The 26,662-nt window shown below is 41.6% G+C and carries 23 protein-coding genes; 15 read left to right on the top strand and 8 right to left on the bottom strand.

Going from position 1 to position 26,662, the window contains the following annotated elements; all coding sequences use genetic code 11:
- Positions 1-425 precede the first annotated feature (425 nt).
- Both ald and MKX60_RS02570 read right to left on the bottom strand, forming a co-directional pair.
- Positions 426-1,559 carry an alanine dehydrogenase gene (gene ald / locus MKX60_RS02565; protein WP_042184149.1) on the bottom strand — a complete coding sequence of 378 codons (1,134 nt, stop codon included), beginning with the start codon at positions 1,557-1,559 and terminating at the stop codon, positions 426-428.
- A gap of 281 nt (positions 1,560-1,840) precedes the next feature.
- Positions 1,841-3,067 carry a Zn-dependent hydrolase gene (locus MKX60_RS02570; protein WP_341059024.1) on the bottom strand — a complete coding sequence of 409 codons (1,227 nt, stop codon included), beginning with the start codon at positions 3,065-3,067 and terminating at the stop codon, positions 1,841-1,843.
- A gap of 228 nt (positions 3,068-3,295) precedes the next feature.
- Here MKX60_RS02570 and MKX60_RS02575 point away from each other — a divergent pair, with 228 nt between their 5' ends.
- From MKX60_RS02575 to MKX60_RS02590, 4 genes are read left to right on the top strand one after another with little or no spacing between them, the layout of a single operon-like run.
- Positions 3,296-4,327, top strand: a complete 1,032-nt coding sequence (locus tag MKX60_RS02575) for a glycosyltransferase family 2 protein (RefSeq protein ID WP_076286647.1) — start codon at positions 3,296-3,298, stop codon at positions 4,325-4,327.
- Positions 4,324-5,451 carry a polysaccharide pyruvyl transferase family protein gene (locus tag MKX60_RS02580; protein ID WP_076286648.1) on the top strand — a complete coding sequence of 376 codons (1,128 nt, stop codon included), beginning with the start codon at positions 4,324-4,326 and terminating at the stop codon, positions 5,449-5,451. Before MKX60_RS02575 ends, MKX60_RS02580 begins: the two co-directional genes overlap by 4 nt.
- Positions 5,426-6,973, top strand: a complete 1,548-nt coding sequence (locus MKX60_RS02585; protein ID WP_076286649.1) for a sugar isomerase — start codon at positions 5,426-5,428, stop codon at positions 6,971-6,973. The genes MKX60_RS02580 and MKX60_RS02585 overlap by 26 nt, the downstream gene beginning before the upstream one ends.
- Positions 6,974-6,992: 19 nt before the next feature.
- Positions 6,993-8,309 carry a glycosyltransferase family A protein gene (locus MKX60_RS02590; protein ID WP_076286650.1) on the top strand — a complete coding sequence of 439 codons (1,317 nt, stop codon included), beginning with the start codon at positions 6,993-6,995 and terminating at the stop codon, positions 8,307-8,309.
- Here the strand turns inward: MKX60_RS02590 and MKX60_RS02595 are convergent.
- Entirely contained in the window at positions 8,283-9,395 is a 1,113-nt protein-coding gene (locus MKX60_RS02595; RefSeq protein ID WP_341059025.1) for a threonine aldolase family protein, read from the bottom strand. The two genes, MKX60_RS02590 and MKX60_RS02595, sit on opposite strands and share 27 nt — an antisense overlap.
- A 157-nt stretch (positions 9,396-9,552) precedes the next feature.
- On the opposite strand from MKX60_RS02595, the gene udk reads away from it, so the two are divergent.
- From udk to MKX60_RS02625, 6 genes are all read left to right on the top strand, one after another.
- Positions 9,553-10,179: a uridine kinase gene (gene udk, locus MKX60_RS02600; protein WP_042123429.1), complete on the top strand. Its 627-nt coding sequence runs from the start codon at positions 9,553-9,555 to the stop codon at positions 10,177-10,179.
- Positions 10,180-10,341: 162 nt separating this feature from the next.
- Positions 10,342-11,934, top strand: a complete 1,593-nt coding sequence (locus tag MKX60_RS02605) for a spore germination protein (protein WP_341059026.1) — start codon at positions 10,342-10,344, stop codon at positions 11,932-11,934.
- Between the two features lie 97 nt (positions 11,935-12,031).
- Positions 12,032-13,144 carry a GerAB/ArcD/ProY family transporter gene (locus tag MKX60_RS02610; protein ID WP_076286653.1) on the top strand — a complete coding sequence of 371 codons (1,113 nt, stop codon included), beginning with the start codon at positions 12,032-12,034 and terminating at the stop codon, positions 13,142-13,144.
- A 24-nt stretch (positions 13,145-13,168) separates the two neighbouring features.
- Positions 13,169-13,399, top strand: a complete 231-nt coding sequence (locus MKX60_RS02615) for a hypothetical protein (protein WP_076286654.1) — start codon at positions 13,169-13,171, stop codon at positions 13,397-13,399.
- Between the two features lie 44 nt (positions 13,400-13,443).
- On the top strand, positions 13,444-14,649 hold the full coding sequence (locus tag MKX60_RS02620; protein ID WP_341059028.1) for a Ger(x)C family spore germination protein: 1,206 nt from the start codon (positions 13,444-13,446) through the stop codon (positions 14,647-14,649).
- Between the two features lie 21 nt (positions 14,650-14,670).
- Positions 14,671-15,783, top strand: coding sequence for a GerAB/ArcD/ProY family transporter (locus tag MKX60_RS02625; protein WP_076286656.1), 1,113 nt, complete (start codon positions 14,671-14,673; stop codon positions 15,781-15,783).
- A 164-nt stretch (positions 15,784-15,947) separates the two neighbouring features.
- On the opposite strand, the gene MKX60_RS02630 is transcribed toward MKX60_RS02625, so the two are convergent.
- From MKX60_RS02630 to MKX60_RS02645, 4 genes are all read right to left on the bottom strand, one after another.
- Positions 15,948-16,979 (bottom strand): LacI family DNA-binding transcriptional regulator, encoded by a 1,032-nt coding sequence (locus MKX60_RS02630; RefSeq protein WP_076286657.1) that lies wholly within the window; start codon positions 16,977-16,979, stop codon positions 15,948-15,950.
- A gap of 100 nt (positions 16,980-17,079) precedes the next feature.
- Positions 17,080-17,913 carry a carbohydrate ABC transporter permease gene (locus MKX60_RS02635; protein ID WP_042184128.1) on the bottom strand — a complete coding sequence of 278 codons (834 nt, stop codon included), beginning with the start codon at positions 17,911-17,913 and terminating at the stop codon, positions 17,080-17,082.
- A complete protein-coding gene (locus MKX60_RS02640) occupies positions 17,913-18,755 on the bottom strand; it encodes a carbohydrate ABC transporter permease (protein ID WP_042184126.1) in 843 nt (280 codons plus the stop codon). The genes MKX60_RS02635 and MKX60_RS02640 overlap by 1 nt, the downstream gene beginning before the upstream one ends.
- A gap of 156 nt (positions 18,756-18,911) precedes the next feature.
- Positions 18,912-20,294, bottom strand: a complete 1,383-nt coding sequence (locus tag MKX60_RS02645; protein ID WP_076286658.1) for an ABC transporter substrate-binding protein — start codon at positions 20,292-20,294, stop codon at positions 18,912-18,914.
- Positions 20,295-20,581: 287 nt separating this feature from the next.
- Here MKX60_RS02645 and MKX60_RS02650 point away from each other — a divergent pair, with 287 nt between their 5' ends.
- The 3 genes from MKX60_RS02650 (at position 20,582) to MKX60_RS02660 (ending at position 23,710) form a co-directional block, all read left to right on the top strand.
- Positions 20,582-21,232, top strand: a complete 651-nt coding sequence (locus MKX60_RS02650) for a hypothetical protein (RefSeq protein ID WP_341059029.1) — start codon at positions 20,582-20,584, stop codon at positions 21,230-21,232.
- Positions 21,233-21,299: 67 nt separating this feature from the next.
- Positions 21,300-22,346 (top strand): hypothetical protein, encoded by a 1,047-nt coding sequence (locus MKX60_RS02655; RefSeq protein WP_341059030.1) that lies wholly within the window; start codon positions 21,300-21,302, stop codon positions 22,344-22,346.
- Positions 22,347-22,360: 14 nt separating this feature from the next.
- A complete protein-coding gene (locus MKX60_RS02660) occupies positions 22,361-23,710 on the top strand; it encodes a bifunctional folylpolyglutamate synthase/dihydrofolate synthase (protein ID WP_341059031.1) in 1,350 nt (449 codons plus the stop codon).
- Here MKX60_RS02660 and MKX60_RS02665 read toward each other — a convergent pair.
- Positions 23,705-24,502, bottom strand: a complete 798-nt coding sequence (locus tag MKX60_RS02665) for an ATP-grasp domain-containing protein (RefSeq protein ID WP_341059032.1) — start codon at positions 24,500-24,502, stop codon at positions 23,705-23,707. The two genes, MKX60_RS02660 and MKX60_RS02665, sit on opposite strands and share 6 nt — an antisense overlap.
- 360 nt (positions 24,503-24,862) lie before the next feature.
- On the opposite strand from MKX60_RS02665, the gene MKX60_RS02670 reads away from it, so the two are divergent.
- A complete protein-coding gene (locus MKX60_RS02670; RefSeq protein WP_042184117.1) occupies positions 24,863-25,756 on the top strand; it encodes a carbohydrate ABC transporter permease in 894 nt (297 codons plus the stop codon).
- A complete protein-coding gene (locus tag MKX60_RS02675; protein WP_042184115.1) occupies positions 25,753-26,631 on the top strand; it encodes a carbohydrate ABC transporter permease in 879 nt (292 codons plus the stop codon). Before MKX60_RS02670 ends, MKX60_RS02675 begins: the two co-directional genes overlap by 4 nt.
- Positions 26,632-26,662 lie beyond the last annotated feature (31 nt).

Below are 26,662 nucleotides of genomic sequence, written 5' to 3' on the forward strand. Positions count from 1 at the left end.
GCTGCACATAGTTGAAACTAGCTAGTTTTGATCGAATTCCAACCAACTTCTACGTTGTCTATCCACCTTTAGCACAGCGCTAGTAACATCCACTGTATCTAGGCACACCACTATACAACTCAGCTACTTTTAACACCCACCAACACACATCCACCCGATCCAACCATCTTCATAACGCAGTCCTACAGCCTTTAACACCGAACTAGTAGATTTCTGCTGGATCTAGCCACACTGAAGCCGCTCCTAGCTACCTCCTAGATAAAACTAACAGACTTCTACCGGATCTCCCCCACATCGAACTGAGCCGAAAATATTACTCCCAGAAACAACAAACAGCAAACTCCCATAGCGGGAATTCGCTGTCTATTGTCCCTAAATATCACCACTCATTTGGAACGCATCTATTCATCTCAATTTAGCTCTATTTAGCTCATCGTGAACGTCTGCTCCATAGCTTGTTCTACCGTAAAATGTTTCTCGCCAAGTGCTTCAGCCACGGCTTGGCAGGTGATTTTACCGTTGGCGACATTTACGCCGCTTCTTAGGCCGGCATTATCCTGAATCGCCTTAATCACGCCTTTATTGGCAATTTGCAGGGCGTATGGAACGGTGACATTGGTTAAAGCGATCGTCGAAGTTTTGGCCACAGCGCCCGGCATATTAGCAACAGAATAATGCAGCACGCCGTGCTTGATAAATACAGGATTATCATGTGTTGTCACTCTGTCGATCGTCTCTACGATACCACCTTGGTCAATGGCCACATCGACAATCACCGATCCCGGCTTCATGGTCTTGACCATTTCTTCTGTAACCAGCTTCGGTGCTTTCGCACCCGGAATCAACACCGCACCTACCAGCAGATCTGCCTCAGCTACCACTTTGGCAATATTGTAAGGGTTAGAGATCAGCGTATTGATCTGTGCCCCAAAAATATCATCTAATTGACGCAATCTTTCTGCACTGAGGTCAACAATTGTAACATCAGCACCCAAACCGATAGCCATTTTTGCAGCGTTTGTACCTACTACTCCACCGCCGATGATGCTAACTTTGCCACGACTAACCCCAGGAACACCGGAGAGAAGAATCCCTTGTCCGCCATAGTTTTTTTGCAAGAACTGAGCGCCAAGCTGAACAGACATCCGGCCCGCCACTTCACTCATCGGTGTTAATAACGGCAAGGTACGTTCATGAACAACCGTCTCATACCCGATGGCAAAGACACCTTTGTCTTTGAGCGCAGCGGCCAGAGAAGGTTCAGGCGCAAGATGCAGATACGTGAACAAAATAAGGCCTGGACGGAAATAAGGGTACTCGCTTTCCAGCGGTTCTTTCACTTTCATCACCATTTCGGCAGAGCTCCAGACCGTAGCTGCGTCCTGAATCAGCTTCGCTCCGGCAGAAGCATACTCTTCGTTCGGAAATCCACTTCCCACACCAGCCCCAGCTTCCACCAGCACTTGATGTCCTTCTTTAATAAGGCTAACTACACCCGCAGGCGTTATGGCTACACGATTCTCATTATTTTTAATTTCTTTAGGCACTCCGATAATCATCATTCATCTCTCCCGTCTAATGTAGATCCCTTATGTAAAGAATGATAACATACGTTTAGTATTCCCAATTTGGTAAAAAATTAAAATATTATCTATCATCATTGTGTTTTTACACAAAGGATTCGACTTAAACCGCCCAGTAACTTTATGTCATTTGGTACCCAACACAACCCTAATCATTATCTCATAAAAAAAGACACTGCTTAAAGTGTCTTTTTGACGATTTTGTATGAAATTAAAGCACTACTTCCATAATGGAATGTTATGTTTAGTGACGCGCATTACTTTGACAGTAATAACAACACCGTTTCTAGGATTACATTTACCCCTTTTTCACAGTCTTCATAGGAGGTAAACTCCTCTTCACAATGACTTTTTCCCTTCACACTAGGTACAAACACCATCGCGGATGGCAGAAAGCTGGCTACGAACTGAGCATCATGCCCTGCGCCACTTGCGATCTTCCGTTTAGAATAACCCAAGGCTTGTGCCGCTTGCTCTACTAAATCACATATCCCCCGGTCAAACCAAACAGTCTCTCTACCCCAAAGCTTGGTCTTACTTACTCCGCAGTCCAGTAGCATCTCCGGCAAGCTATGAATAATAGCTTCCACCTCACGAACAATCTCCATATCTTTATGTCTAGCCTCAATGGTGAAGATCACTTTATTGGGAATGACGGTATGAATATTAGGAAACACATTCATTCTGCCCATGGTATACACCAGTTCAGAATCGAGCGCACTAAGCTTGTTTCTAAGCTCCGTGATCAAATCCGTGGCAGCGAACAAGGCATCCTTGCGCATTGCCATAGGCGTGGTGCCCGCATGATCCGATTCCCCCGTCACCTCAATCTCATAACAGGCCATGCCAACTACACAGTCCACCAGACCAATCGACAGTTCTTCTTGTTCTAGCACGGGACCTTGCTCGATGTGAAGCTCCAAATAAGCAGTGGCTTCGGTAATACGATTGCTCGCGTCTCCCTCATATCCACTCTCCTCCAGCGCTTCGCCAAAGGTAATGCCCTCCGGATCTTTTTTATTCAACATTTCTGCCTTGTCGAACTTACCGGCCAGCACACCAGAAGCCATCATCGAAGGCTCAAAGCGAGCCCCTTCTTCATTTGTGAAATTCATAATGGTCACCGATAGCTTCGGTTTTATCCCGTGATCCACGAGTGTGCGAACTACCTCTAGTCCAGCGATTACCCCAAGGATACCATCGAATCTGCCGCCTTTTTTCACAGTATCCATATGCGAACCAATCACAATAGGAGGCCCAGACTCTACACCCGCAAGCGTAGCGTACATCGTGCCCATATCATCCACCTTCACAGACATCCCCAATTCTTCACAACAGGATCGAAAATAATCCCGAACCTTAAGATCCTCTTCCGTCAGCGATAGCCGGGTCACGCCGTTGTTATCTGTACGCCCATAATCCGCAAATGCCTCAATCGTATTCTTTAATCTCTCACCGTTCACGAATATTTTTTGCAGCTGCATCGTAGGTCCCTCCGCTTCGAGCGTTCATGATTTTATAGACTTTCTATATATGTTATACCAATCGATATGATTGTCATTTTACATACTGTAATAATTATTATTCACGTGATGTTACAACGAATTAGAGGTAGCAATAAGTAAACTAAAGTAGTATATACAATCTTTTGATACGAAGGGTAAGCTTAAGATAGCTATTTATCCAGTTCTACCAAGGAAAGGAGCCAGCACATGAATCTAAGCATTGTGGTCCCTGTATACAATATTGAACATTATATAACCCCTATGTTTGATTCACTCCTTACCCAAAGTGAACCGCATTTCGAGGTCATTATCGTGGACGACGGATCTACAGATAACACCTACAACGTGATAGCAAATATTCTCGCACTTCACCCCGATCTTTCTTGCAAAGTCATTCGAACAGAGAATCAGGGAGTTAGTGCGGCTAGAAATAGAGGCTTAACAGAAGCTACAGGGAAATATGTGCTGTTTCTGGATGGTGATGATTATATCTCTACAGACTTAGTACGAACCATTCATACCTATACTCAACCATCTGACCCCGAGATTATTTGCTGGGGATATAGCCATGTCACAGAGGATGGAGTCACTACTTTGAGCTACACCTCCGCTTATAGCCACATAACAGGCAGTGAAGCGCTGACTCATATTTTTGTGAACAAAAGCTTGCGAATATGGACAGGGAGCATAGCGTATAACCGGGAATTATTGCTCCTTCATGGGCTCCAATATACGGAACGCTGTGTGAATGGAGAAGATCAGGAATTTATCTACAAAGCCTTGTCCAGAGCCGCTACAATCATCACATTGCCGGATATATTATCGTTTTATTTACAAAGAAACACGTCGATTTCCAACAGCTATAATGTGAAAAAATTTGATGTCGTTGGTGTATTCAAACGGGTAGATGCTTATTTCGAGGCCCATCCCTTTGAGAAGCTGGATATGATATCTCCTTATATAAGAAATCGCGAATTGATCGAGAATTACTTTTTCAACCTAAAAACCTGTCTAAATGGGACAGAAGGCGTAAGCATTCATAAGTTACTTCGCGACATCGATCATACCTATCCGGAACTAAACCAAGAAATGTATGAACTCATAAGACGTTATAGAGGGAATGATCGAAGATTAGCCCTTTATATCCGAGCATTCTTAATCTCCCCGCTTCTATATCACAGATTCATTTCTGTGGAGAGAAGCTTATCCAGGTTCAAGCGAAAGGAATCTAGAATATGAAGAAGATGCTGATCTATGCCTATACCGAATTTAATTTGGGCGATGATTTATTCATAAAGGTGCTATGTGAAAGGTATCCGGATACCGAATTCAGAATCTGTGCTCCACGCCTATACAAGCTATGCTTCAAAGAGATCAGGAACCTCAAAGTGTATCCTTCCGATTCCATTTTCTTAAGAGGCATTGCCTTTATTTGCAGAAGGTTAAAGATACATAATCTGGCGCAAAAATTCATGGCAAATCGTTCCGATGGTGTTGTTCATATCGGCGGCTCGATCTTTATGCAGGCAGAGCATTGGGAGGAGCATTTTAAGAACGCAGAAGCCATCCGGAATAAGAACAAGCCCTACTATTTATTAGGATCGAATTTCGGCCCTTACACAGATAAAGAATATTATGAGGAACACAGGCGGGTTTTTAAGGACTATACAGATATCTGCTTTAGAGAAAAGTACTCTTATGATTTATTTGAGGATCTGGATCACGTCCGTTTAGCACCCGATATTATTTTTCAGCTTAACCCGTCAGATCTTCAAACCGAACCAGAGGATTATATCGTCTTATCCGTCATTAAGCCTTCTGCTAAAGGTCTGAACGGTTTTGACAACCTCTATTATGAAAAAATGAAAGAACTCGCAATTTATTTCATTGAAAAAGGCTACGCTGTTCATTTTATGTCATTTTGTGAACACGAAGGCGATCAGCTGGCGATTGAGGAAATCCGGAATCTTATGGGCCACTCCTATGAGGATGCCACCCAAGTGCATTTATATAAAACGAATATGGAAGAGGTCTTGGCCGTTCTAGCCCATTCCAGCTTTATCGTAGCTTCAAGATTCCATGCGATGATCCTCGGCTGGGTTTTGGGTAAACCAGTGTTTCCCGTCGCTTACAGCAAAAAAATGATCAATGTAATGGAAGATGCCCAGTTCAAAGGGCTATATACCGATTTCACTACACTGGAGCAGCTCCAGCCTGCGCAGGTTTTTGAAAGTATGACCACTCACTATATGGATGTCACGCCGCAAGTCAAACATGCCGAAAGGCATTTCGAGCATCTGGATACGTATTTATCGCTTTACGAAAGGAGGATACGTTATGAGAGCCAAGCGGAGCATTCTTAACTTATCTTTTGGACTCGGGAGTCAGCTCATTACGATCATCCTCGGTTTTTTTATCCCCCGGCTGATTATGGTCAACTATGGCTCAGAGGCCAATGGTTTAATCGCTTCTATTGTACAAATTATTAGTTATTTGGCACTGCTGGAAGCCGGCGTAGGCGCCGCTTCGATCCAAGCCCTATATAAGCCAGTAGCTTCGGATGATAAGAACCACATCAACTCTATTTTGGCCGCCACCTCTAGCTATTATAAAAAAACAGGCATTTATTATTTCTTCGCCGTTCTTCTAATCGCCACCGTGTATCCATTAGTGATCACTTCTGACATCGATCGATTATCGGTTATGCTCATTATTTTACTTACAGGGATGGGCGGAGCGATCAATTATTATTTCCAAGGGAAATTCAAAGTGCTTCTCGCTGCAGAGGGAAAAAGCTATGTAGAGACTTCTATAGTCACCGTAGCTAATATTCTGAACAATGTAATTCGGATTCTGTTATTACTTCAAGGCGTTAACATCATTGCTGTGCAAGCTTCCTATTTCATATTGACCATACTTCAAATCGTCGTCTTCTATATTTACATCAATAAGCATTACAAATGGATCAACCTAAATCTTAAACCAGACTATGAAGCCATTGGGCAAAAAAATTCCGTGCTAGTCCATGAGATCTCCTACTTAGTGTTTAGAAATACCGACGTGCTGATCCTGACTATATTTACGAACTTAAAGATCGTCAGCATTTATGTCATGTACAACATGATTTTTACGATTGTAGATAACATCGTCCAAACTATAAACGGAAGCGTGAAGGCTGCTCTCGGTCAGAGCTTTCATGAGAGTAAAGAAGCCTTTATTAAATTTTATGATGCTTACGAAGTGTATTTTATGGGGCTCATTTTCTCGATTCTAACGGTAGCATACATTCTAATTCTACCTTTTATGAAACTGTATACCGCTGGGGTAAATGACGTGAATTATATCGATATGTGGCTGCCGATCCTGTTCGTAGTCATCAAATTATTAACCAATGCCAGAGCTTCTTCTAATAATGTGATTACCATCGCCGGACACTTTAAGAACACACAGAACCGTTCCATACTAGAATCCGCTATCAATCTAGTCGCTTCTATTGTCTTCGTTATCTTTATGGGGATTTACGGTGTATTGATGGGGACGATAGCCGCTCTCTTATACCGCTCCATAGATATCGTGATCTACGCTAGCAGACATCTGCTGAATCGGAGTCCTTGGGTCACCTTTAAAAGATGGCTAACGAATGCAGTGGTTTTTGTGGGTATTATTCTGATCTCTAGCGCTATCAATATCCCCATCCATTCCTATGCGGGAATTATGTTGTGGGGTGCACTGCTAGGACTTGTGATCTTGCCTGTCTATTTCGTAATCGCCTCCTTGATGGAACGGGAAGTATTCCTGTATACGTGGGGGCATCTCAAAATATACCGAACTAAGCTCAAAAATAAGGTTATTGCTAGACCTGAGGTAAGTAGTTTATCCAAATAACACATCAGGAGGACCCCAAATGGATCATAGCGAGGTTTTGCAGCAAGCCTGTTACGTCTTTCTAAATGACCTTAATGATGAAATCAACCATTCATCTGCACTTCAATTGGATGATCAAGAGATATTCCAACGATGCCGCCTGATCATAGCTAAAGAACAAAATCCGCAAGTTAAAACCTATCTAGAAATCTTATCTGAGGTGATCCGTGCTTATCTCACAGGGAGAGCTTCAGAAGATGCATTAAGGTTCTATCTGTCAGAGCAATTCAGTATTGTGAACGAAGAAATTGACGGGTTAATCCATGGGATCGTTGCAATCAAACATCAGTCCTCCCATACGGATACTTCACACTCAGCACTCCTTTCCTTTGCCGATTATCCCAAGGTTAGTGTCATTATCACTACTTACAATAGAAAGGCATTTCTATATCAAGCGATCCAAAGCATCTTAAAGCAAGACTATCCTTATATAGAGATCACAGTTATTGATGATTGCTCTACAGATGGCACGGAAGAGTTAATGCATCAAAGCTTCGGAAGCGAGTCACGGGTAATATATATGCGGAACGAAAAAAATAGCGGCCCGGGTAATAATCGCCGTAAGGCTTTTGCTGCTCATGGTGATGGGGAGTACGTTCTTTTTCTCGATGATGATGACTATCTGATTGATATGAATTATTTAAGTAAGGCTGTGGACTTTCACAATCACCATCCCGAAATATCATTTGTGGCTGCTAATGTGTTTCTTGAATTTTCAAAGGCCAAGCAACTGAAGATCAGTAGCCTACAGCTAAGCAGGATTATTAAGAAGCAGGATTATTTCATGAATTTCGAGAAAAAAGGATATCCGAAGCCCTCCTCCACCTTAACAACTGTCTTTAAGCGTGAGGCTTTAATGGCTATGGATATCCTGAATATGAACATGGTTAACGATGCTTCTATTTATCTGCGTTCTTTGTTGGTCGGTGATGCTGGCTTCATAGATACCCTTGCCGGTGTGTACAGATTACACGGGGACAACATTACTTTTAATTTGAGTCAGCGATTCTTAATTGAGAATCTGGAGGAGAAGCTGTTAATTAAGAATATGGCCGTTCAGAAATATGGCTATCACGAGCAGGAAATGACGGAATGGTTTAACCATAATGCATATGATACGATCTCATACTATTTATTAAATTCTGCGAAAGACGCCACAGACTTTAAATTCATGTATCATTGGGCCCTTAACCATTGCCCGCCGATCTACAATCAATTAAGAAATCAATTCCGTACAAAGCTTATTAAAAAACAATTATTACGGATCTCGTTACTTCGAACGCTGCTCGGAAGATGATTCACGCATTAGCTTATCGAGCAGCAGTAAGAATCCTTTTACCTCTTCTTTAGGAATGTCGGCGTACTTGTCTCCAATACTGATCTCACAATAAGAACTATGTTCTCCCGTTGGTCTTATCGCTGCGCTTAAACCGATTCCTGTTGCCTCATATGCAGAAGACAGGATCGGTTCAATGCTCTCCCTAGACATTTGAAAATGCATATGAAACATGTTGGAGACAGGCTCAGCAGGTAACGTAGTCACCGCATGACATTGATTAACTAAAGCAGCAAGCTCTTTAGCCCCTTCATAATACTGCTGCATCTTTTCTACTCTTTGCTGGTAGTAATAATCAGAGGAAATAATGTATGGATACAGACTGATTAGGTCGCCACCATGCCGCCGTTTCCATATCTTCGATTGCTTCGTAAACTCCTCACCGCCTGCAAGAATCGCGCCAGCAATTCCTCCGATTCCTTTATACAGTGAGATATAGACACTATCAAAGAGGGCGCAGATCTCAGCAGCTGTCTTTCCATAATAGGGAAGCGTCTCAAGCAGTCTTGCCCCATCCAAATGCAGCTTAATTCCCCGAGCACGGCAATGTTTAGAAATCGCTTCAAGCTCCTGATACTTTGGTAACTGTCCGCCAATCTCACGCTGCGGCAATTCAAGCAGCAGACAAGCAATATCATCTTTCATTTGTAATACATCATCCAAGGTAATTAGTCGATTCTTATCCGCAAGTAGGACAGGCTCGATATGATGCAATTCCTTCAACCCATCCTGCTCATGGATCTCTAAATGACATAAAGGGTGATAGGCGACGCTCTTGAGTCCTTTTTCATCACACCATATTCTTAAAGCGATTTGCTGTGCCATCGTTCCACTCGGAAAGAAGACTGTTGTTTCTTTTCCCAAAAGCTTCGCCATTTCCGACTGGAAATCCTCAATCACCTTTCCCGATCCATAAATATCAGATGGTGTACTATTCTCTACAGCTTCAAAGGCTTCCTTCAAGACTTGAACATCTCGATCCCCATGTCCTACGATTCGATAAGTCGTTTCATTAAACGCCTCTTGCACTGATTTTTTTCCGTTCATTGGTAGAATTGCCCCTTCCGTGTTTGCCTTGTCCCTAATATAGACGAATTTCAAAAAATCCCATCTTAATTTTACCCGATCTAAGGTGAAAAAACATGAGCGCTGTGCTACAATATTGGAATTGCAACGGCAATCTTAGGGAGGGTTATTGAATCACATGCTCATCATTGGTATCGCCGGCGGCACCGGCTCGGGAAAAACAACCGTAGCCCGCTCCGTCATTGACCGTCTTGGAACGGGAAAGGTAACTTTCATATCTCAAGATAACTACTATAAAGATCATTCACACCTCAGCTTCGCTGAACGTGAATCCATCAATTACGATCATCCTTTCGCTTTCGATAACGAGCTGCTTATTGAGCATCTTAAATGTCTGCGAGAAGATAGGGCCGCATATGCACCGGTGTATGACTTCACAGTTCATGCCCGCTCCACTACGGAGACTGTAGAACTGAAACCAAACAATATTGTAATCATCGAGGGACTCCATGTTCTATCCGACGAGAACCTCCGCGATATGCTTGATATCAAAGTCTTTGTTGATGCTGATCCTGATGTACGCATCCTCCGCCGGGTACTCCGCGATATCGAGGAACGCGGTCGGAGCATTCAATCGATCCATCACCAATATTTGAGCACGGTTAAACCAATGCACGAAGCTTTTATTGAGCCATCCAAAAAATACGCCGATTTGATCATCCCTGAAGGTGGCCATAATGAGGTCGGTATCCAGTTGTTGTCCATCCTAACTGAGAAACATTTATATAACGACTGGACGTCCTAAAGTTCTTAAATACCTAGTTCTAGCCCTAGCTGTCGAGATTCTCTCGACGGCTTTTTTTTGCATGCTCATCCCCAAATCTGCAGTTGATTATTCAAAGAATAATCCCACCGCATTTTGGTAATAGCTAATTTCACAGCAGCTTGCGGAAGAGGGATAACAACTATGGGATTTCTAAACAGAACCATAACAAAAATATTCAAAAACCCTACATTAGGGCACCCCAACCCCACTAGAGAATTACCTAAAGAACCTCTCAAAGAAAACCTTCAAGATAATATTGAACATATAAAAAAGGCGCTCGGCAATAGCACAGACCTTGTGATCAGAGATTTCTTCATTGGCTCCAAGCAACAAATGAAAGCCGCTATTTTCTATACAGATGGACTTGCTGACAGTAAAGCTATTCAAGATTTCATTCTGGAGTCCCTTGTCTTAGAAATTCCAGATTTGAGCTTAGAACCTGAGAAAGACAACTATTCCTTATTAAAAAATCACATGCTTACCGTAGGTGATATCAAAGATGCGACAGAGTTCAATTCTTTGTTAACCTCCCTATTATCCGGAGATGTGATCCTCTTACTAGATGGATACGCTAAGGGTTTCACGATTGGCATGCGTGGATGGAAAGATCGTGGTGTAACAGAAAGTGCCACCGAAACGGTGATCCGCGGACCTAAGGAAGCCTTCACAGAAAGCATGCGTACCAACACCGCATTAATCCGGCGTAAAATAAAAGACCCTAACTTATGGTTAGAAACACAACCCATTGGGCGTGTCACCCAAACAGATGTAGCCATTATGTATATTAAAGGGATTGTAGATGACGGGGTGGTGCAAGAAGTACATTCACGTTTAGATCGGATAGATATTGACGGCATCTTGGAGAGTGGTTATATCGAGGAATTAATCGAGGATGAAACCTATACTCCATTTCCAACCATTCATCATACCGAACGTCCTGATGTTATTGCAGCTGCTCTTATGGAAGGGAAAGTAGCTATATTAGTAGACGGAACACCTATAGTGATGACCGTTCCTACTACATTCGTGTCCTTCATGCAGACCGCTGAGGATTACTACCAACGTGCAGATGTTGGTACCTTAGTTCGGATGCTCCGTTATTTCTGTATATTCATTTCTCTTTTAGCCCCATCCTTATATGTAGCTATTACTACTTTCCATCAAGAGATGTTGCCTACAACCCTACTCATTAGCTTAGCTGCTCAACGGGAAGGCGTACCGCTTCCAGCGTTTATTGAAGCCCTCTTAATGGAGCTTGCTTTTGAGATTCTAAGAGAAGCCAGCGTGCGTATGCCTCAAACCATAGCCCAATCTGTCTCTATAGTGGGAACGCTAGTCATTGGAACGGCTGCAGTAGATGCTGGCATTGTTTCTGCCGCCATGCTCATTGTCGTAGCTGTCACGGCAATCTCCAGCTTTGTTCTACCAGCCTTTGATCTCGCCTTGACGGTCAGAATGCTTCGTTTCCCAATGATGTTTCTAGCCGCTTCCTTCGGATTGTTCGGGATCATTATCGGAATTATTGCGATTGTTTTGCACATGTGCAGTTTACGCTCCTTTGGAGTTCCTTATATGAGCCCGCTAGCTCCGTTTAATCTTGTTGATCAAAAGGACACCTTTTTCCGAATGCCTCGTTGGGCTATGTTTACCCGTCCTAAGCTAATTAATCAAAAAAATCTCGTTCGGGAAAAGAGTACACCACCGGAAAAACCAGGAGATCTGACGGAGGAATAAATCTTGAAACGAAAATCTTTGTAAAATTCGCTTGTTGGGGAAAGTAACTAACTCTTTCTTGGAAGAAATGAAGTAATCATTAGGAGTGAACGAAACCATGTTAGAAAAGGGAAAAATAAGTGCCCGTCAGCTAACCATTCTTGTCATGCTCCTTACTATTGGCGATTCTATCCTTATAATTCCCTCTTCCACTACAGAATACGCCAGACAAAATGCCTGGATTTCCACTTTAATTGGGATGGTAGCAGGTTTATTAGCAGTCTATATGTACAGCAAGTTCGCAAAGTCATATCCCAATTTAACGCTTATTCAAGTGATTCAAAAGGCTTTTGGAAAATGGATAGGAACTATTATATCCCTTACATTTTTAATCTATTTTCTTATGGTTTCCGTTGGAAGTATGCGAGAAATCGGTGATTTTGTGACCTCGGAAATGTTACCTGGAACCCCTATTCCGGCCACTCTAATCTTGTTTATACTGATTATGATTATGGCAATACGACTCGGTATTGAGGTTATAGGGCGAGCTAGCGAGCTCTTCATTCCTATGTTCATTGTCTTATTCCTAATCCAGACGATTGCTATTATTCCCCAGATGGAAATTGTCAGAATACTGCCCGTATTGGAGGACGGAATAAAGCCTGTTCTAAGAGGGGCTATCTCCATCACTACTTACACCTTTTTAGAAACAGTTGTCTTTCTCATGATACTTCCTTATGTAAATCAACAAAAAATGATAACAAAGAGTTTCTTACTGGGTACGCTTCTAGGCGGTATTGTAATTTTTATTACGCTCACCGTCTCCATCCTGGTGTTAGGTCCGGATCTGACGACTAGAGATATCTATCCCAGTTATAACATCGCAAGGCGTATATCAGTTGGCGGATTCTTCGAACGGGTTGAAGCCATGATAGCTCTACAATGGATGTTAACTTTGTTTATAAAAGTAACTTTGTACTTCTATGCTTTCGTTCTGGGGTTGTCCCAATTATTAAAATTAAAAGATTATCGCGTGTTATCCTTACCCACAGGGATGATTTTAGTGGCACTCGCTCCAATCATTGCTCCGAATTTCACTTATTATAACGCTATTTTTGATAATTATTGGGTGTACTATGTTATAACCTTCGGTATTTTTGTACCGTTTGTGTTATTAAGTATGGGCATATTTCGTAGAGCACTCAGCAAAGACTTAACATCTCGGAACTAAAGATTGTTTGGGAGGTTGTGAACATTGGGTATAGTAGTGATCCTCATCATTGTAGCCGTTATTATAGCCATCGAAGTGCCTCTTATGCTGAGGAAAAATTTAATCAAGGAATTTTGGGTTTTTTTATTTCTTCTGTTGCTGGGAACTTTTTTTAGTCTGATTTACGTCATGAATATCTCGATCTCAGACCCGTTAGCCTGGATGGTGTTCATCTATAAACCTGTAGCCGACATGGTAAATGCCTGGTTATCTTAAAAATAATGGGACTAAACCCGAGAGATCTAACGGAGGAGTACACCATGAAACGAAGATCACTTCTACTTTGTCTTCTTGTTCTCATACAAATTGGGTTAACTGGTTGCTGGAGTCGACAGGAAATGAATGATCTCGCGATTGCCGTAGGGATCGGCATCGATAAGATCGGAGATCAATATCAAGTTTCTGCACAAGTGGTTTTACCCAGTCAAATCGCTGGCTCAAAAGGGGGAAGTCCTCAATCACCCGTTAACCTTTACAAAGAGACAGGAAATACTGTATATGAAGCGCTTAGGAAGATCACAACCATTAGTCCACGTAAAATTTACATCTCTCATCTGCGGATCTTAGTCCTTAGCGAGGCTCTGGCTAAAGAGGGAATCAATGACGTTCTTGATTTCATGTCAAGAGATACCGAAGCGCGAAATGATTACTTTATTGTGGTGGCAAAGGATGCACGGGCAGAAGATACTTTGAAAATATTAACTAGCCTCGAAAAGATTCCTGCTGTGCGATTGTTTTCCAGCCTAGAAACATCGGAGAAAAAATGGGCACCTACATCTACTGTGACATTAGGAACACTGATTACAGAACTTGTAAGTAGGGGTAAGAATCCAGTCTTAACAGGGGTTGTCATCAATGGAAATGTAGATGCAGGAGAAACTCCGAAGAATGTAGAAACCGTAGATTCTCCAACAGAATTGAAATACTCTGGATTGGCCGTATTCAAAGAGGACAAATTGATCGGTTGGCTAAACCAAGAGGAATCAAAAGTGTATAACTATTTAACGAATAAGGTAAAGAGTACGATTTCCTTCATTAATTGTCCCCAAGATAAAGATAAAAAGATATCTCTTGATATATTCAAGGCCGAATCAAAAGTAAAAGGCAGCATGAATGGCAACAACCCAGAAATCAGTATCGAGCAACATATAGAAACAGATTTAGGAGAAGTTCAATGTAGAAATCTAGACCTCACCAATCCAAAGACCATCACCGAATTAGAACAAATCGCTAACGTAAAAGTAGAGCATTTATTCCAGACTACGATTAAAAAAGTACAACAAGAATACAAATCCGATATTTTTGGATTTGGCGAGGTCATCCATCGCTCTAACCCACAGGCGTGGAAAAAACTGAAGGATAATTGGGATCAAACCTTTGTTAACTTACCAGTAAACGTAAAGATGAACATAGAGATTCGCCAGTTAGGGAAAGTAACTAACTCTTTCTTGGAAGAGACGAAGTGATAAATTGGAGGGAACAAAGCCATGCTCGAAAAGGGTAAAATAAGTATTCGTCAACTTACCATTCTTGTTATGCTTCTTACCATTGGGGATTCCATTCTTGTAATCCCCCCTTCCACTACACACTACGCCAAACAAAATGCCTGGATTTCCTCCTTAATTGGAATGATCGTAGGTTTACTAGCCATTTTTTTGTACAGCAAATTCGCAAAGTTATACCCCAACCTAACGCTTATCCAAGTGATTCAAAAGGTTTTTGGAAAATGGATAGGGACTATTATATCTCTTTTGACCTTAATGTATTTTCTCATCGTTACCGTAGGAAGTATGCGGGAAGTCGCTGATTTCGTGACCTCGGAAATGTTACCCGGAACCCCCATTCCGGCCATTCTAATCTTATTTATACTGATTGTCATTATGGCAACACGACTCGGTATTGAGGTTATCGGACGAACGGGTGAGATCTTTACTCCCATGGTTATAATCCTATTTCTAATCCTAACGGTCGCCATTATTCCTCAGATGGAAATAGTCAGAATGCTGCCCATATTGGAGGACGGAATAAAGCCAGTGCTAAGAGGGTCCATCTCCATTTCGGCTTACACCTTCTTAGAACCCGTTGTCTTTCTAATGTTCCTCCCTTATGTAAATCAACAAAAAAAAATAACAAAAGCCTTATTACAGGGCTGTTTCCTAGGTGGGATTATCATCTTCCTGACAGTCACTGTTTCCGTATTAGTACTAGGTCCGGATTTAACGACCAGAGATATATATCCCAGTTATAACATAGCAAGACGCATATCGGTTGGTGGGATCTTTGAGCGGGTTGAAGCCATGATAGCTCTAATGTGGATGTTAACCTTGTTTATAGAAGTAACATTATACTTCTATGCTTTCGTCCTAGGGTTATCCCAATTATTAAACTTAAAAGAGTTTCGGGTGCTAACTCTGCCTACTGGGATGATCCTAATCGCACTAGCACCTCTCATTGCTCCGAATTACACCTATTACAATGCGGTGTTTGATAATTATTGGGTGTACTACATTATAACCTTCGGGTTATTTCTACCCTTGGTATTGTTAAGTGTGGGGATGTTTCGAAGTGCACTGAGCAAAGACTTGAAATTTCGGAATTAAATAGGAGCGGCCTTTTCTACCTAATAACAATCCGAATCCGAGTAGGGTCACCGAATGCGGTGAGAAACCGTGTGATGCTGCTGATATCATTAAGTTTAATCTCTTGCGGTTCTATCTCCCCACCCCGATTCGTAAATAAGCTTAAACATATGAACTTTTTGAAACTACAAAATAGACCTCGTAGATTCTCTAACGATTAATTCTGCAGGGAAAATCTGATGCGCATGATTGACCTTCTTATTAATGAGATCAAACAAAATCTTAATCGACGCTTCCGCAATTTCTACCACTGGCTGTTTGATGGTAGTGATAGAAGGATTATAATAGAAGGAAATATCCAGTCCGTCATAACCTGCCACAGAGTAATCTTCAGGAACTCGCTTGCCTGCTTCAAATATGGCTTTACAAGCGCCGATGGCCATACTATCTGATAAGGTGAAAATAGCGGTAAACTCTTCCCCTGACTCCAGCAGTTCTTTTGTAACCGCATACCCATTTTCCATACTATAGCTATCAATATCTTCTTTCATCCGCCGTACTAGCCGTTCATTATAAGCTATTCCATGATCAGAAAGAGCCTTTTTATATCCTTCATATCTTAATTTACCGATACTCACATCATCTTCAGGCGCGGTAATAACTGCGATTTTTTCATGTCCCAGATTACATAAATAGTCTACAATTTTGTAGCTCTCATTAAAGTCATCTACAGATACAGAAGAATAGTTACTTAGATCAAACTCTTCCGTCATCCCAATCGTGCTGAGGACAAATGGAACCGTCAATTGCTGTAATTTTTCTTGAGAGTGTGAGAATAATCCCCCCAGGAACACAATTCCCTTCAGGCGCTTTTCTTTCTCCAGCTCAATTGCCACTTCGATCTCATCTTGATTCTCATCGACTCGTTGTAGGATAAAGGAGTACTTCTTTCGCTGGATCTCTTTTTCAAATACTTTAATCATCGGGCTGAAAAATGGATTTGATATCCCTTTGATCAATACTGCAATCGTTTTCGAATCGGAACGTTTTAAATTTCTGGCACTGTTATTCGGTACATAATGGTTTTCTTTGATGACCTTCATAACCATCGCTTTTGTTTCTTCATTAATATCCGGATGATTATTTATAGCTCTAGATACTGTAGTCACGCCAACCCCACATAATTTGGCGATATCTATGATAGTCAATCTCTCCATTTCTACCTTTCCTTTACACGTTAAATAAGAAAGTAGGGGATTCTCGAAGAGAAGACTCAACAAGAAAAGCACCCTACTCGCTTCTACATACATATTCTATTTAACCCTTAACGGCTCCTGCAACGACACCTTCGATAATATATTTTTGGCAGGTGAGGTAGAAAATGATGATGGGTACAATAGCTAGAACTAGCATCGCCATCATCGCTCCCATATCAATCGATCCGTATCCACCTTTTAGGTACTGTATCGCAATAGGAATGGTTTTGTATTCAGTACCGATCAACAGGTCAGGCAACAGGAAGTCATTCCATACCCACATTACATTAAGAATCGCTACGGTTACAGCAATAGGCTTAAGGATGGGCAATACCACTTTAAAGAACGCCTGCGGTGGATTGCATCCATCAATCATAACCGCCTCTTCAACCTCCAGTGGGATGGACTTCACAAATCCACTAAACATAAATACCGATAGCCCTGAACCAAATCCCAGATAGATCAAGATAATCCCAATCGGATTGTCGAGATGCAGTACATTGGCTGTCTTAGTCATTGTGAACATTACCATTTGGAAGGGTACGATCATCGAGAACACAAATGCGTAATACATCAAGTTCGTGAATTTTGATTTCACCCGAGTAATATACCATGCAGTCATGGAAGTGAATAACACGATTACAGCAACCGAACACACCGTGATAAACAAGGACATTCCAAAAGCACTGAAGAAATCAATCTTCGCTATACCGCTAGTATAGTTCTTCAAACCAACAAAAGTAGTTCCATTAGGGAATAAGAAAGGTGTATCACTAATGTAGAACTTACCTTTAAAGGAGTTCATCAGAACAATAAAGATCGGAGATAAGAACGCAATGGCCAAGACCAACAAAATGGTGAATATAGAATAGTCTTTTGCTCTAGTCTGTTGCATTAGTTCTCAACCTCCTTTCTTCTAGTAATGACAAGTTGTACTAAGGCGATTAAGGCTACCAGTGCAAAAAATACGACGGCTTTCGCTTGACCGACACCTTCCCATCCTGTTTTTCCGTAGAAGGTATTGTAGATATCCAGTGCTAACATCGAGGTCTGCTTAGAAGGAGCACCAGCAGTCAACGCTAAGTTCTGGTCAAACAATTTGAATGAATTCGATAACGTTAAGAATAAACAAATGGTAATGGATGGCATTACGAGTGGAATCGTCACATTACGTAAAATCTTTGAACGTGAAGCTCCATCAATTCTTGCGGCTTCTACTATATCCTTAGGCACATTTTGAATACCTGCAACATAGATAATCATCATGTAACCTATCAATTGCCAATTCATAAGGATGATTAATCCCCAAAATCCATAAGTTGCGTCAGAGGTCAAAGTAACTCCAAACTTATACAGAATTCCATTAAAGATCAGCTGCCAGATGTACCCTAATACGATACCGCCTATCAAGTTAGGCATGAAAAAAATAGTTCTAAATACATTAGTCCCTTTTAGCTTTCTAGTTAACAACATCGCCAGTATGAAGGCGAATACATTAATCGTAAGAACAGATAGAACTGTAAACTTAACAGTAAAGCCTAGTGCATTTAGAAATTCTTGATTTGAAAATGCTTTAATGTAATTTCCAAAACCTATCCATTTTGCATCATTGACGGTAGTAAACTCTGTAAAGGATAAATATATACCTAGCAGAAAAGGTACAACAAATGCGATCCCAAAGGCTATTATGGTCGGTAATGCAAAAAGAGCAAAATATTTTCTTATCGATTTTTCCATGGAGTCTTCTCCTATCTCAGTATGGAAAATGATGAAACAGATGAATTCACTCGAATTGTTGCTTAGTGCCACTGAAATTCCAAAGGGAATCCAGTGGCACTAAGCTTTTATCTTTATAACAACTGAGAGTTATTCAATCATTTTTCCATGCATTTATTATTTTGCCTTTTCAGCCTTCCAAGTGTCCTTAAAGATGGTTACAACTTCATCCCAGGTTTTATTGCCTTGAGCGTATTGCAAGAGCGCATCACCAAAGACATTTTTGAACTCTTCACTTGGGAATGCCGCAAATGTCCAAGCTACAGAAGTCAGATCTTTTTCCATCCAAGCGGATACTTCTTTAGCAAGTGGATCTGCTGGTTTTTCGCTGTCTTCAAACGTATTGAATGGAGCGATGAAACCTAAGTCGTTCGTTACATAAGCTTTACCTTTTTCACTGGAGAACAACCATTCCAAAAATGCGATAGAAGCTTGTTGGTTCTCAGCAGAGGCTTTGCTGTTGATTGCCAAATAGTTTTCTGTACCTACAGCCAGACCTTGTTTTTCTTCGCCTTCCATACCTGTGTAGATAGGCAAGAATTTGATGTCCTCAGCTTTAACTACGTTACCATCTACATCATTGATTTGTGACCAAGCCCAGTTACCGTTTTGAACCATCGCTGCGTTACCCAGTGCGAATTCAGCCATGGAGTCCGCTACAGATTTACTACCCAGAAGGGATTCTTTAGTCACAGAGTTTTTGATATAAAGATCAAAGATGTTTTTGAATTTATCGTTATATTTGAATTCAACTTCCTTAGAAGCCAGACCGGCAAGAACTGTGTTATCAAACTCAGTGTTGTCTTTGAATTCATAGTACAGTGGCAAGTTAGCCAAATGAGTCTGCCATCTCCATTGTTCACCAGCAGCGAGGGAAGTCGAGGCGAATACACCTTTGATACCCAGTTGATCTTTTTTAGCGGTCATATCTTCTACTACTGCTTTCAAAGTCTCGAAATTATTGATTTCAGTTGTGGAAGAGATCGAAACAGCTTTGTCAGCTAAAGCAAAGTATTTCTTCATAATGGCGTCGTTGTAGATAATACCGTAGCCTTCAACTACGTAAGGGATACCATACACGCCTTCGCCTTCAGTTACAGCCAAGCTTTTGTCGGACAAGTAGCTGTATAGCTTAGTATCTTTCAAATCCAAGGTGTAATCTTTCCAAGCTTGGAAACCAACAGGTCCATTAATTTGGAAGATCGTAGGTGCATCGGACTTAGAAATTTCGGATTTCAATTTGGTTTCGTAAGTACCTGCTGCAGCTGTTACGACTTTTACTTTAACGCCTGTCTCCGCTTCGTAATCCTTAGCGATTTTTTCATATATCTCTGCAATTTCAGGCTTGAAGTTTAAAAAGTAAACCGATCCATTTTTACCAGATGAAGCGTTTCCACCATTGGTTGCTGTATTGTTCTCTTTATTCCCACACCCTGCTGCCAAGACTACAACCATAGACATTACCAACATGAGCCCTAGATATTTTTTAATATTCTTCATTTTTCTTCCCCCTCGAACTTTTTATTAAATTACCTCTCTTAAAGACGTCTCCGAGCTTGCTCACCGAGAATAATGTCAGCGTTTTCATTTCACTTAAATATTCTCCGCTTTTTTTCCGGTATCCTTATCGGTAACGTTTTCAATTGAAATATTAGCACACCGTTTGGAACATTTCAATAACCATTTTATTGCAGAAACTCGCCATTACAAATCTTCAAACGTTATAATAGACAAGTATAAACGCCTTCGACTTTCTTATATTTTTTTAAATAACTATGAATAGGTGATTGCATATCTTATCTCTGATCGAAAAGTATGAGTTACAATTCTCTAATAATAATTATTTTGGCGATATCGGGGTAGAGCCCTCTTACTCCATTGTAAAAGGTACTCTTCCTGTCCTAGTGTCTGCTCCGCATACCATTAACCACTATAGAGAACACTCTGTAAAACCTGCGGACATGTATACAGGTTCTCTTGCGCTGCTGTTACAAAAGCTCACCAATTGTCACTGTATCTATTCCAATAGCTTCTCCAAAGAAGACCCCAATTACATCCTTGGCGGAGAATATAAGACTGCACTTGGAACAATTGTCAAAGAACATCAAATTAACTTTGTTATAGACTTGCATGGTGCCTCTAAGGATAGGGAATTTGATATTGATTTAGGTACATTACACGGAACTTCCATACAAGAAAATAATATAAATGAAGTCGTACGTATTTTTTTCAATAATGGTATTACCAATGTTCATCAAAACCATACATTTTCTGCATCTCATCTGGGAACGGTCACATCGTATTCCGCCAAAGAGCTGTTAGTTCAAAGTATTCAAATTGAAATTAATCGAAATTATCGTAACCCGAAATCATTTGATTTATTCCAAAAAACCATTCATTCCCTCGAACAAATCATCAATCAATTGGGAGGTGCCTAACATAAATATCGAGCAGACCTTCACCCTATTGGACAAACAAAGCTATACTGCCCGGGAAGAACTCACGATGAACCCCGATGAGCTGGCTGAATTAGGCTTAGTCCACCATATCTTTGTCGAGCTTAAAGCAGAGAATGATGCTCAGGTTAGCTGTTTGCTTTTATCTAAAAGTGATATCCCTAGAGGCAGTATTCAATTATCTAAAAGAGCAAAGGACAAGCTAGGAGATTGCCCCATAACAGGATTAACCATTACTAAACCTGAGTACAACACGATTTTTCGGGGAATTCCTAAAGTGGACCAGATTGCCAAACCTTATGTCAAAGCTTGTCCAACGCTCGTCCACAAGTATTCGAACCATGTAGAGCTGATTAATCCTAAGAATGGCTTTCGGGTAAACTTAACGTTAAAAGAGGATGACACAGCCAAGCCGAATGCACTATATTTCAACAGATATATCATGTTGTTACTTGAGACTCATGCCACTGAGGATGATCAACTAATTATTACCCGTGCAAGAACAAGTCCTCAGTCCAAGCCAGGCATACATAAACTTATACATCTGGGAATCAAACAGCCCTTAACCGCATTAGGAAATCTTTTTATTGGCAAAAGAGAGCTTACACTAAGAGTAGGGCATCCCTACCCTTTTGATGAGCACCAAAATCTATGCCGAATTCACCCCAATGTTAGAAAGCTGCTGGGTATGGAAGAGACCGACAAAATCGTCATCACCTATAACAACAAAGAAATCACCGTCCCCATCTTAGATATAGACACTGAGCATATTGCCCAGTTGATCAAGCTAAATGAGGAGGATGATCAGCTCAAATTTATCGACAGCCACTTATTTATCGGAATCACCGCTTTGTCACGAAATGAACTAGAAATCCCCAGTATCGGCACATCGGTTACCGTAAAGAGAAGCATGAACTCCCTATTCTTAAAACACTTAAATAAGCTGGTCTTGCCTGTAATTGCTCTATTGTTTACAGTAGTACAGCTGTATAAGGATTTGAGCTGGAGCATCGCTCTGACCGTTGCTATTTCTCTGATACTACTTCCGATAATCATCTACACGACGCTATCTGAAGAACGAGCAAAAATTAACTAAATGGAGCGATGATCGTGGAATTCACTTCACAAGCCCAGGTAGAAGATATGATCTACAGCTCTTATCTAAGAGCCATTAACAACATCACAGAAACTTTGGATGGACAAGTTAGACGACCGGAATTAACCAGAGCATTGCTGGAACTAGTCGGAAATCCGGATCGAGATCAACAATACATACTAGTCACAGGCAGTAAAGGTAAGGGCTCCACCTCAAGGTTTATCTCTTCTTTGTTAAGTCACCTAGGCTATAAAGTGGGCTTGTTTACCTCCCCTCATCTGGTTGATTTCAACGAAAGAATACGGATTGACGGGCGGGCCATATCCACAGAGGATTTTATACGATTAGGAAATGTGGTTCGCGAGGGATTTCAAACGATTGAAGATCAGCTTGCCGCTGATGAGTATCAAGGTCCTGTTGGGGTGGGTCTGGCGATTGCGACGTTGTACTTCAAGGAGAATCATACCGATTTCAATGTAATTGAATGTGGAAGAGGCGGAAGGTTTGATGACACGAATGTCCTGAAGAATGATTGGGCTGTCATTACTCCGATTATGGAGGAACATGTAGCTAATTTGGGACCTGACCTGAACAGCATTACACTACATAAACTGGGCATCGTCAAAAACAAGGCTACTAACGTCTATATTAGCAAACAGAAATCGAGCGTACTTGCGACTATAAAAGCGAACCTCACTTCCAACGCTGTGCAGTATTATGAGGAGCAGTTCTGGGCTGACTCTATTGCAATAACACCCGTTGGAACTACTTTTAATGTTCAGACAAATCAAGCGGTTTACCCGTCCTTAACGATTCCGTTATTGGGGCAATTTCAAGCTCTAAATGCAGCCACTGCAGTCGCACTATGTGAGGATATTACAAGTGGTCCTCTGAATAGGGAACTCGTTCTCAAATGCTTTGCACAATTGCAATGGCCGGGTCGCTGTGAAGTGATCTGCCATGATCCACTAACGATAATTGACGGAGCAATTCATAAAGAATCAGCACGCTATTTGGCTGAGCTTATTCAACTGGTGAATCCTGACCGCAGCCGAGCTGTAACTTCAATTATCGGTGTCCCTAAAGATAAAGATTACCCAGGGGTTATCGAAGTGATGAGTTCGGTCTCGGATCAATTAATCATCACAAAGCCCGATATTAGTCATCTTTCTTTTCCTACAGATGCACTCCATGTTGCCAACCGATTTATCGAACAAAGTTACGAGTTCCCCTATTTAGAGGACGCTCTAACGCATATACAAACTGGCTCGTCTTCCGAGATTATTGTAATTGTCGGCACGCAAACCTTTATCGGAAATGCCAAAAGATTATTCGGGCAATCGCTGCTCGATATCGGCTTATAGCTTCTCAAAGCGCTGGAGAATGACTTCCTGATAAAGATCAGATAGAGCTGGCACTTCACTTGGATTCTGCTTACAATACTCATCTAGCATAACCTTATGATTCACTTCGATCACCCTGAGGCCTTGATCTGTCTCCAAAATATCCACGGAGCAGAAATCAAGGCCCATCGCTTTAGAGGTCTCGGAAGCAAGCGCCGCAAGCGCCGCTCGTTTGGCCTGATCGCTAACCTCAATAGCAATAGCCCCGTTAATCAAATTGTGCTTCCAAGAGCGAACTCTTTTTTTGCCAAGGAATACACGCGCCTGGTGATTAAAAGTTACGATTCTATACTCAATCTCCGCTTCATAATAGGGACCCATTGCCCCATTAAGCTGTAAAGAAAATAATAAATCCAGCTTTTCGTGCAGATCGGCTATCTCATTAATTTTGTACACATGATTTCCCTGTGCCCCGTTATCCTGCTTCATAACTACCACCCCATTGAGCGTTTGGAAATAACGTTCAGCCAATGAATAAGGATTCAAGTTGTTAAATTTGGAGTCAGGATGTGGCAAATAGATATGTTCTACCGCGGGGATATTCGCCTTATGCAAAACGTCATAAGTTAGAGATTTACTCATAGCAATGATCGTAGAAGCACTGTTGTTTAGTCCGATCTCAGCGTCTACCATCACAAATGATTTCAATCCATCCGTAGCTCTATATACGAAATTCGGTGTAACTTCCTCAAAGGTAATCCCTGAGGTTGTAACAGAATGCTGGATCATTTTTAAGTAAGGTCTAGTCGTCATTCAGTTTCCTCATTTCTAACAAAATATGACCAAACCTAATCATAGCATGAGAAATATCAATCGAAAATAACATTCACACGTTATAATTACTATCATCAAAACCTTAGAAGTCTTGTTCGAGGGACTTTCCAAAAAAAATAACAAGGTTAATGTTATGTTTAATGACTGATAGCGCTCTTATAGTTAAAAATAAGTATTGATTATTTAGTGATCATCCTCTATGATAAGCTTATCAAGCGAACCAAAAAGTTAAAGCGGTTAAACTTTAATACCAAGGTATCTATTATTATTGTTACTTAATAGTATTAGCACGACCAAAAGTTAAAGCGCTTATACTTTAAAATGAGAGGTTGGTGTGTCATGATCAATCGCGAGAACAGGCGGCAGACTTTCTACATGTATCTGTTCATTTCTCCTTGGATTATCGGCTTCCTAGTATTCGCCCTTTATCCTATCTTATCATCGCTTTACTTCAGCTTTACTGATTATGACATCATACACCCGCCTAAGTTTATCGGGCTCGCTAACTACACAGAGATGTTTCACAATGACCTATTCTGGAAATCGGTGGTTGTCACACTGAGATATACCTTCATCGGTGTACCTATCCAGCTTGTTCTCGGTCTTGGATTTGCGCTATTGCTTCACCAGACCATTCCCCTGCGCGGCTTTTTCCGAACGGCCATGTATTTTCCAAGCATGGTATCCGGCGTGGCCATGTCCCTCCTATGGTACTGGATCTTCAACCCACAGATCGGGCTCTTCAATTACATCCTTTCCTGGTTCGGTATTCATGGACCGGCTTGGCTGATGAACCCGGACACTGCACTATATGCCTTGATCATCATGACCTTCTGGACAGCAGGCTCAGGAATGATTTTATTCCTCGCAGGTCTGCAAGGCGTACCGGCTAGCTTGATCGAAGCCGCTAACCTTGACGGTGCCGGACGCTTCAGAATTTTCTTGAACATTACCTTACCGATGATCTCTCCCGTGCTGCTTTTTCAACTAATTATGGGACTGATCGATTCCTTCCAAGTCTTTACCCAAGCTTTTGTTATGACTCAAGGAGGTCCAAATTACTCTACCTGGTTCTATGTCTATAATCTCTACACCAGTGCTTTCAAAGAATATCGTGCCGGTTATTCCTCAGCCTTGGCATGGGTGCTCCTCATCGTAGTTATGCTGTGCACCGCACTAATTATGAAATTGTCTAACCGTTATGTTCACTACGAAGGAGGCGGACGCAAATGAGTACAGTCAGAGCGCTAAGCCCCCAGACTAAAGGAACCAAACGCCGTCGAAAAGTGGAGCCTGTTAAGATTTTTAGCTTTATTACTTTAGTAGTTACAACATTTCTGATGCTGCTTCCTTTGTTCTTCATGGTCTCCACTTCACTTAAGTCCAAACGTGAGATGCTGAAGTTCCCACCCACCTTTCTTCCAGAGAGCTGGCAGTGGAGCAATTACACAGAAATATTTGATACCCTGCAGTTCGGTACGCTTTACAAAAATAGTTTAATTATCGCCGGTCTCAGCGTTGTAGGCACCTTGATTTCTTCAGCGCTGGTCGCCTATGGATTCGCCAGATTCAGAGGTAGAGGGAATCAGATATGGTTCATCCTATTGTTGAGCACAATGATGTTGCCTTATCCAGCCATTATGATTCCGCAATTCGTACTCTTTTCACAAATGAACTGGATCGACACCTTCCTACCCTTGATTGTGCCTGCTTTTTTCGGCTCAGCTTATAACATTTTCCTGCTGCGCCAATTCTTCTCCACGTTGCCTGAAGAGCTGTTTGATGCCGGACGCATTGATGGATGCGGCGAAATACGGATGTGGGCTACTATAGCACTCCCACTCTCCAAACCCGCACTTGCAACTGTAGCTATCTTTGCTTTTATCTACAACTGGAACGATCTGCTTACACCGGTGCTTTACCTAAGCTCGTCAGAGAAGTTCACGCTACCCGTCGGGATGGCTTCTCTCACCTCATCGAGATTCCGCATTCCACCTTGGCATTTGCTGATGGTCGCTTCGGTTCTAGCTATGGTTCCTATCGTTACGCTGTTTGCTGTAGCACAGAAACAGTTCGTCGAAGGGATTGTACTTACAGGGATTAAGTAATAATCCGCCATCCGGGCGGCCAAATATACTT

The organism is Paenibacillus sp. FSL R5-0914, assembly GCF_038004525.1.
GTDB lineage: Bacteria > Bacillota > Bacilli > Paenibacillales > Paenibacillaceae > Paenibacillus_AQ.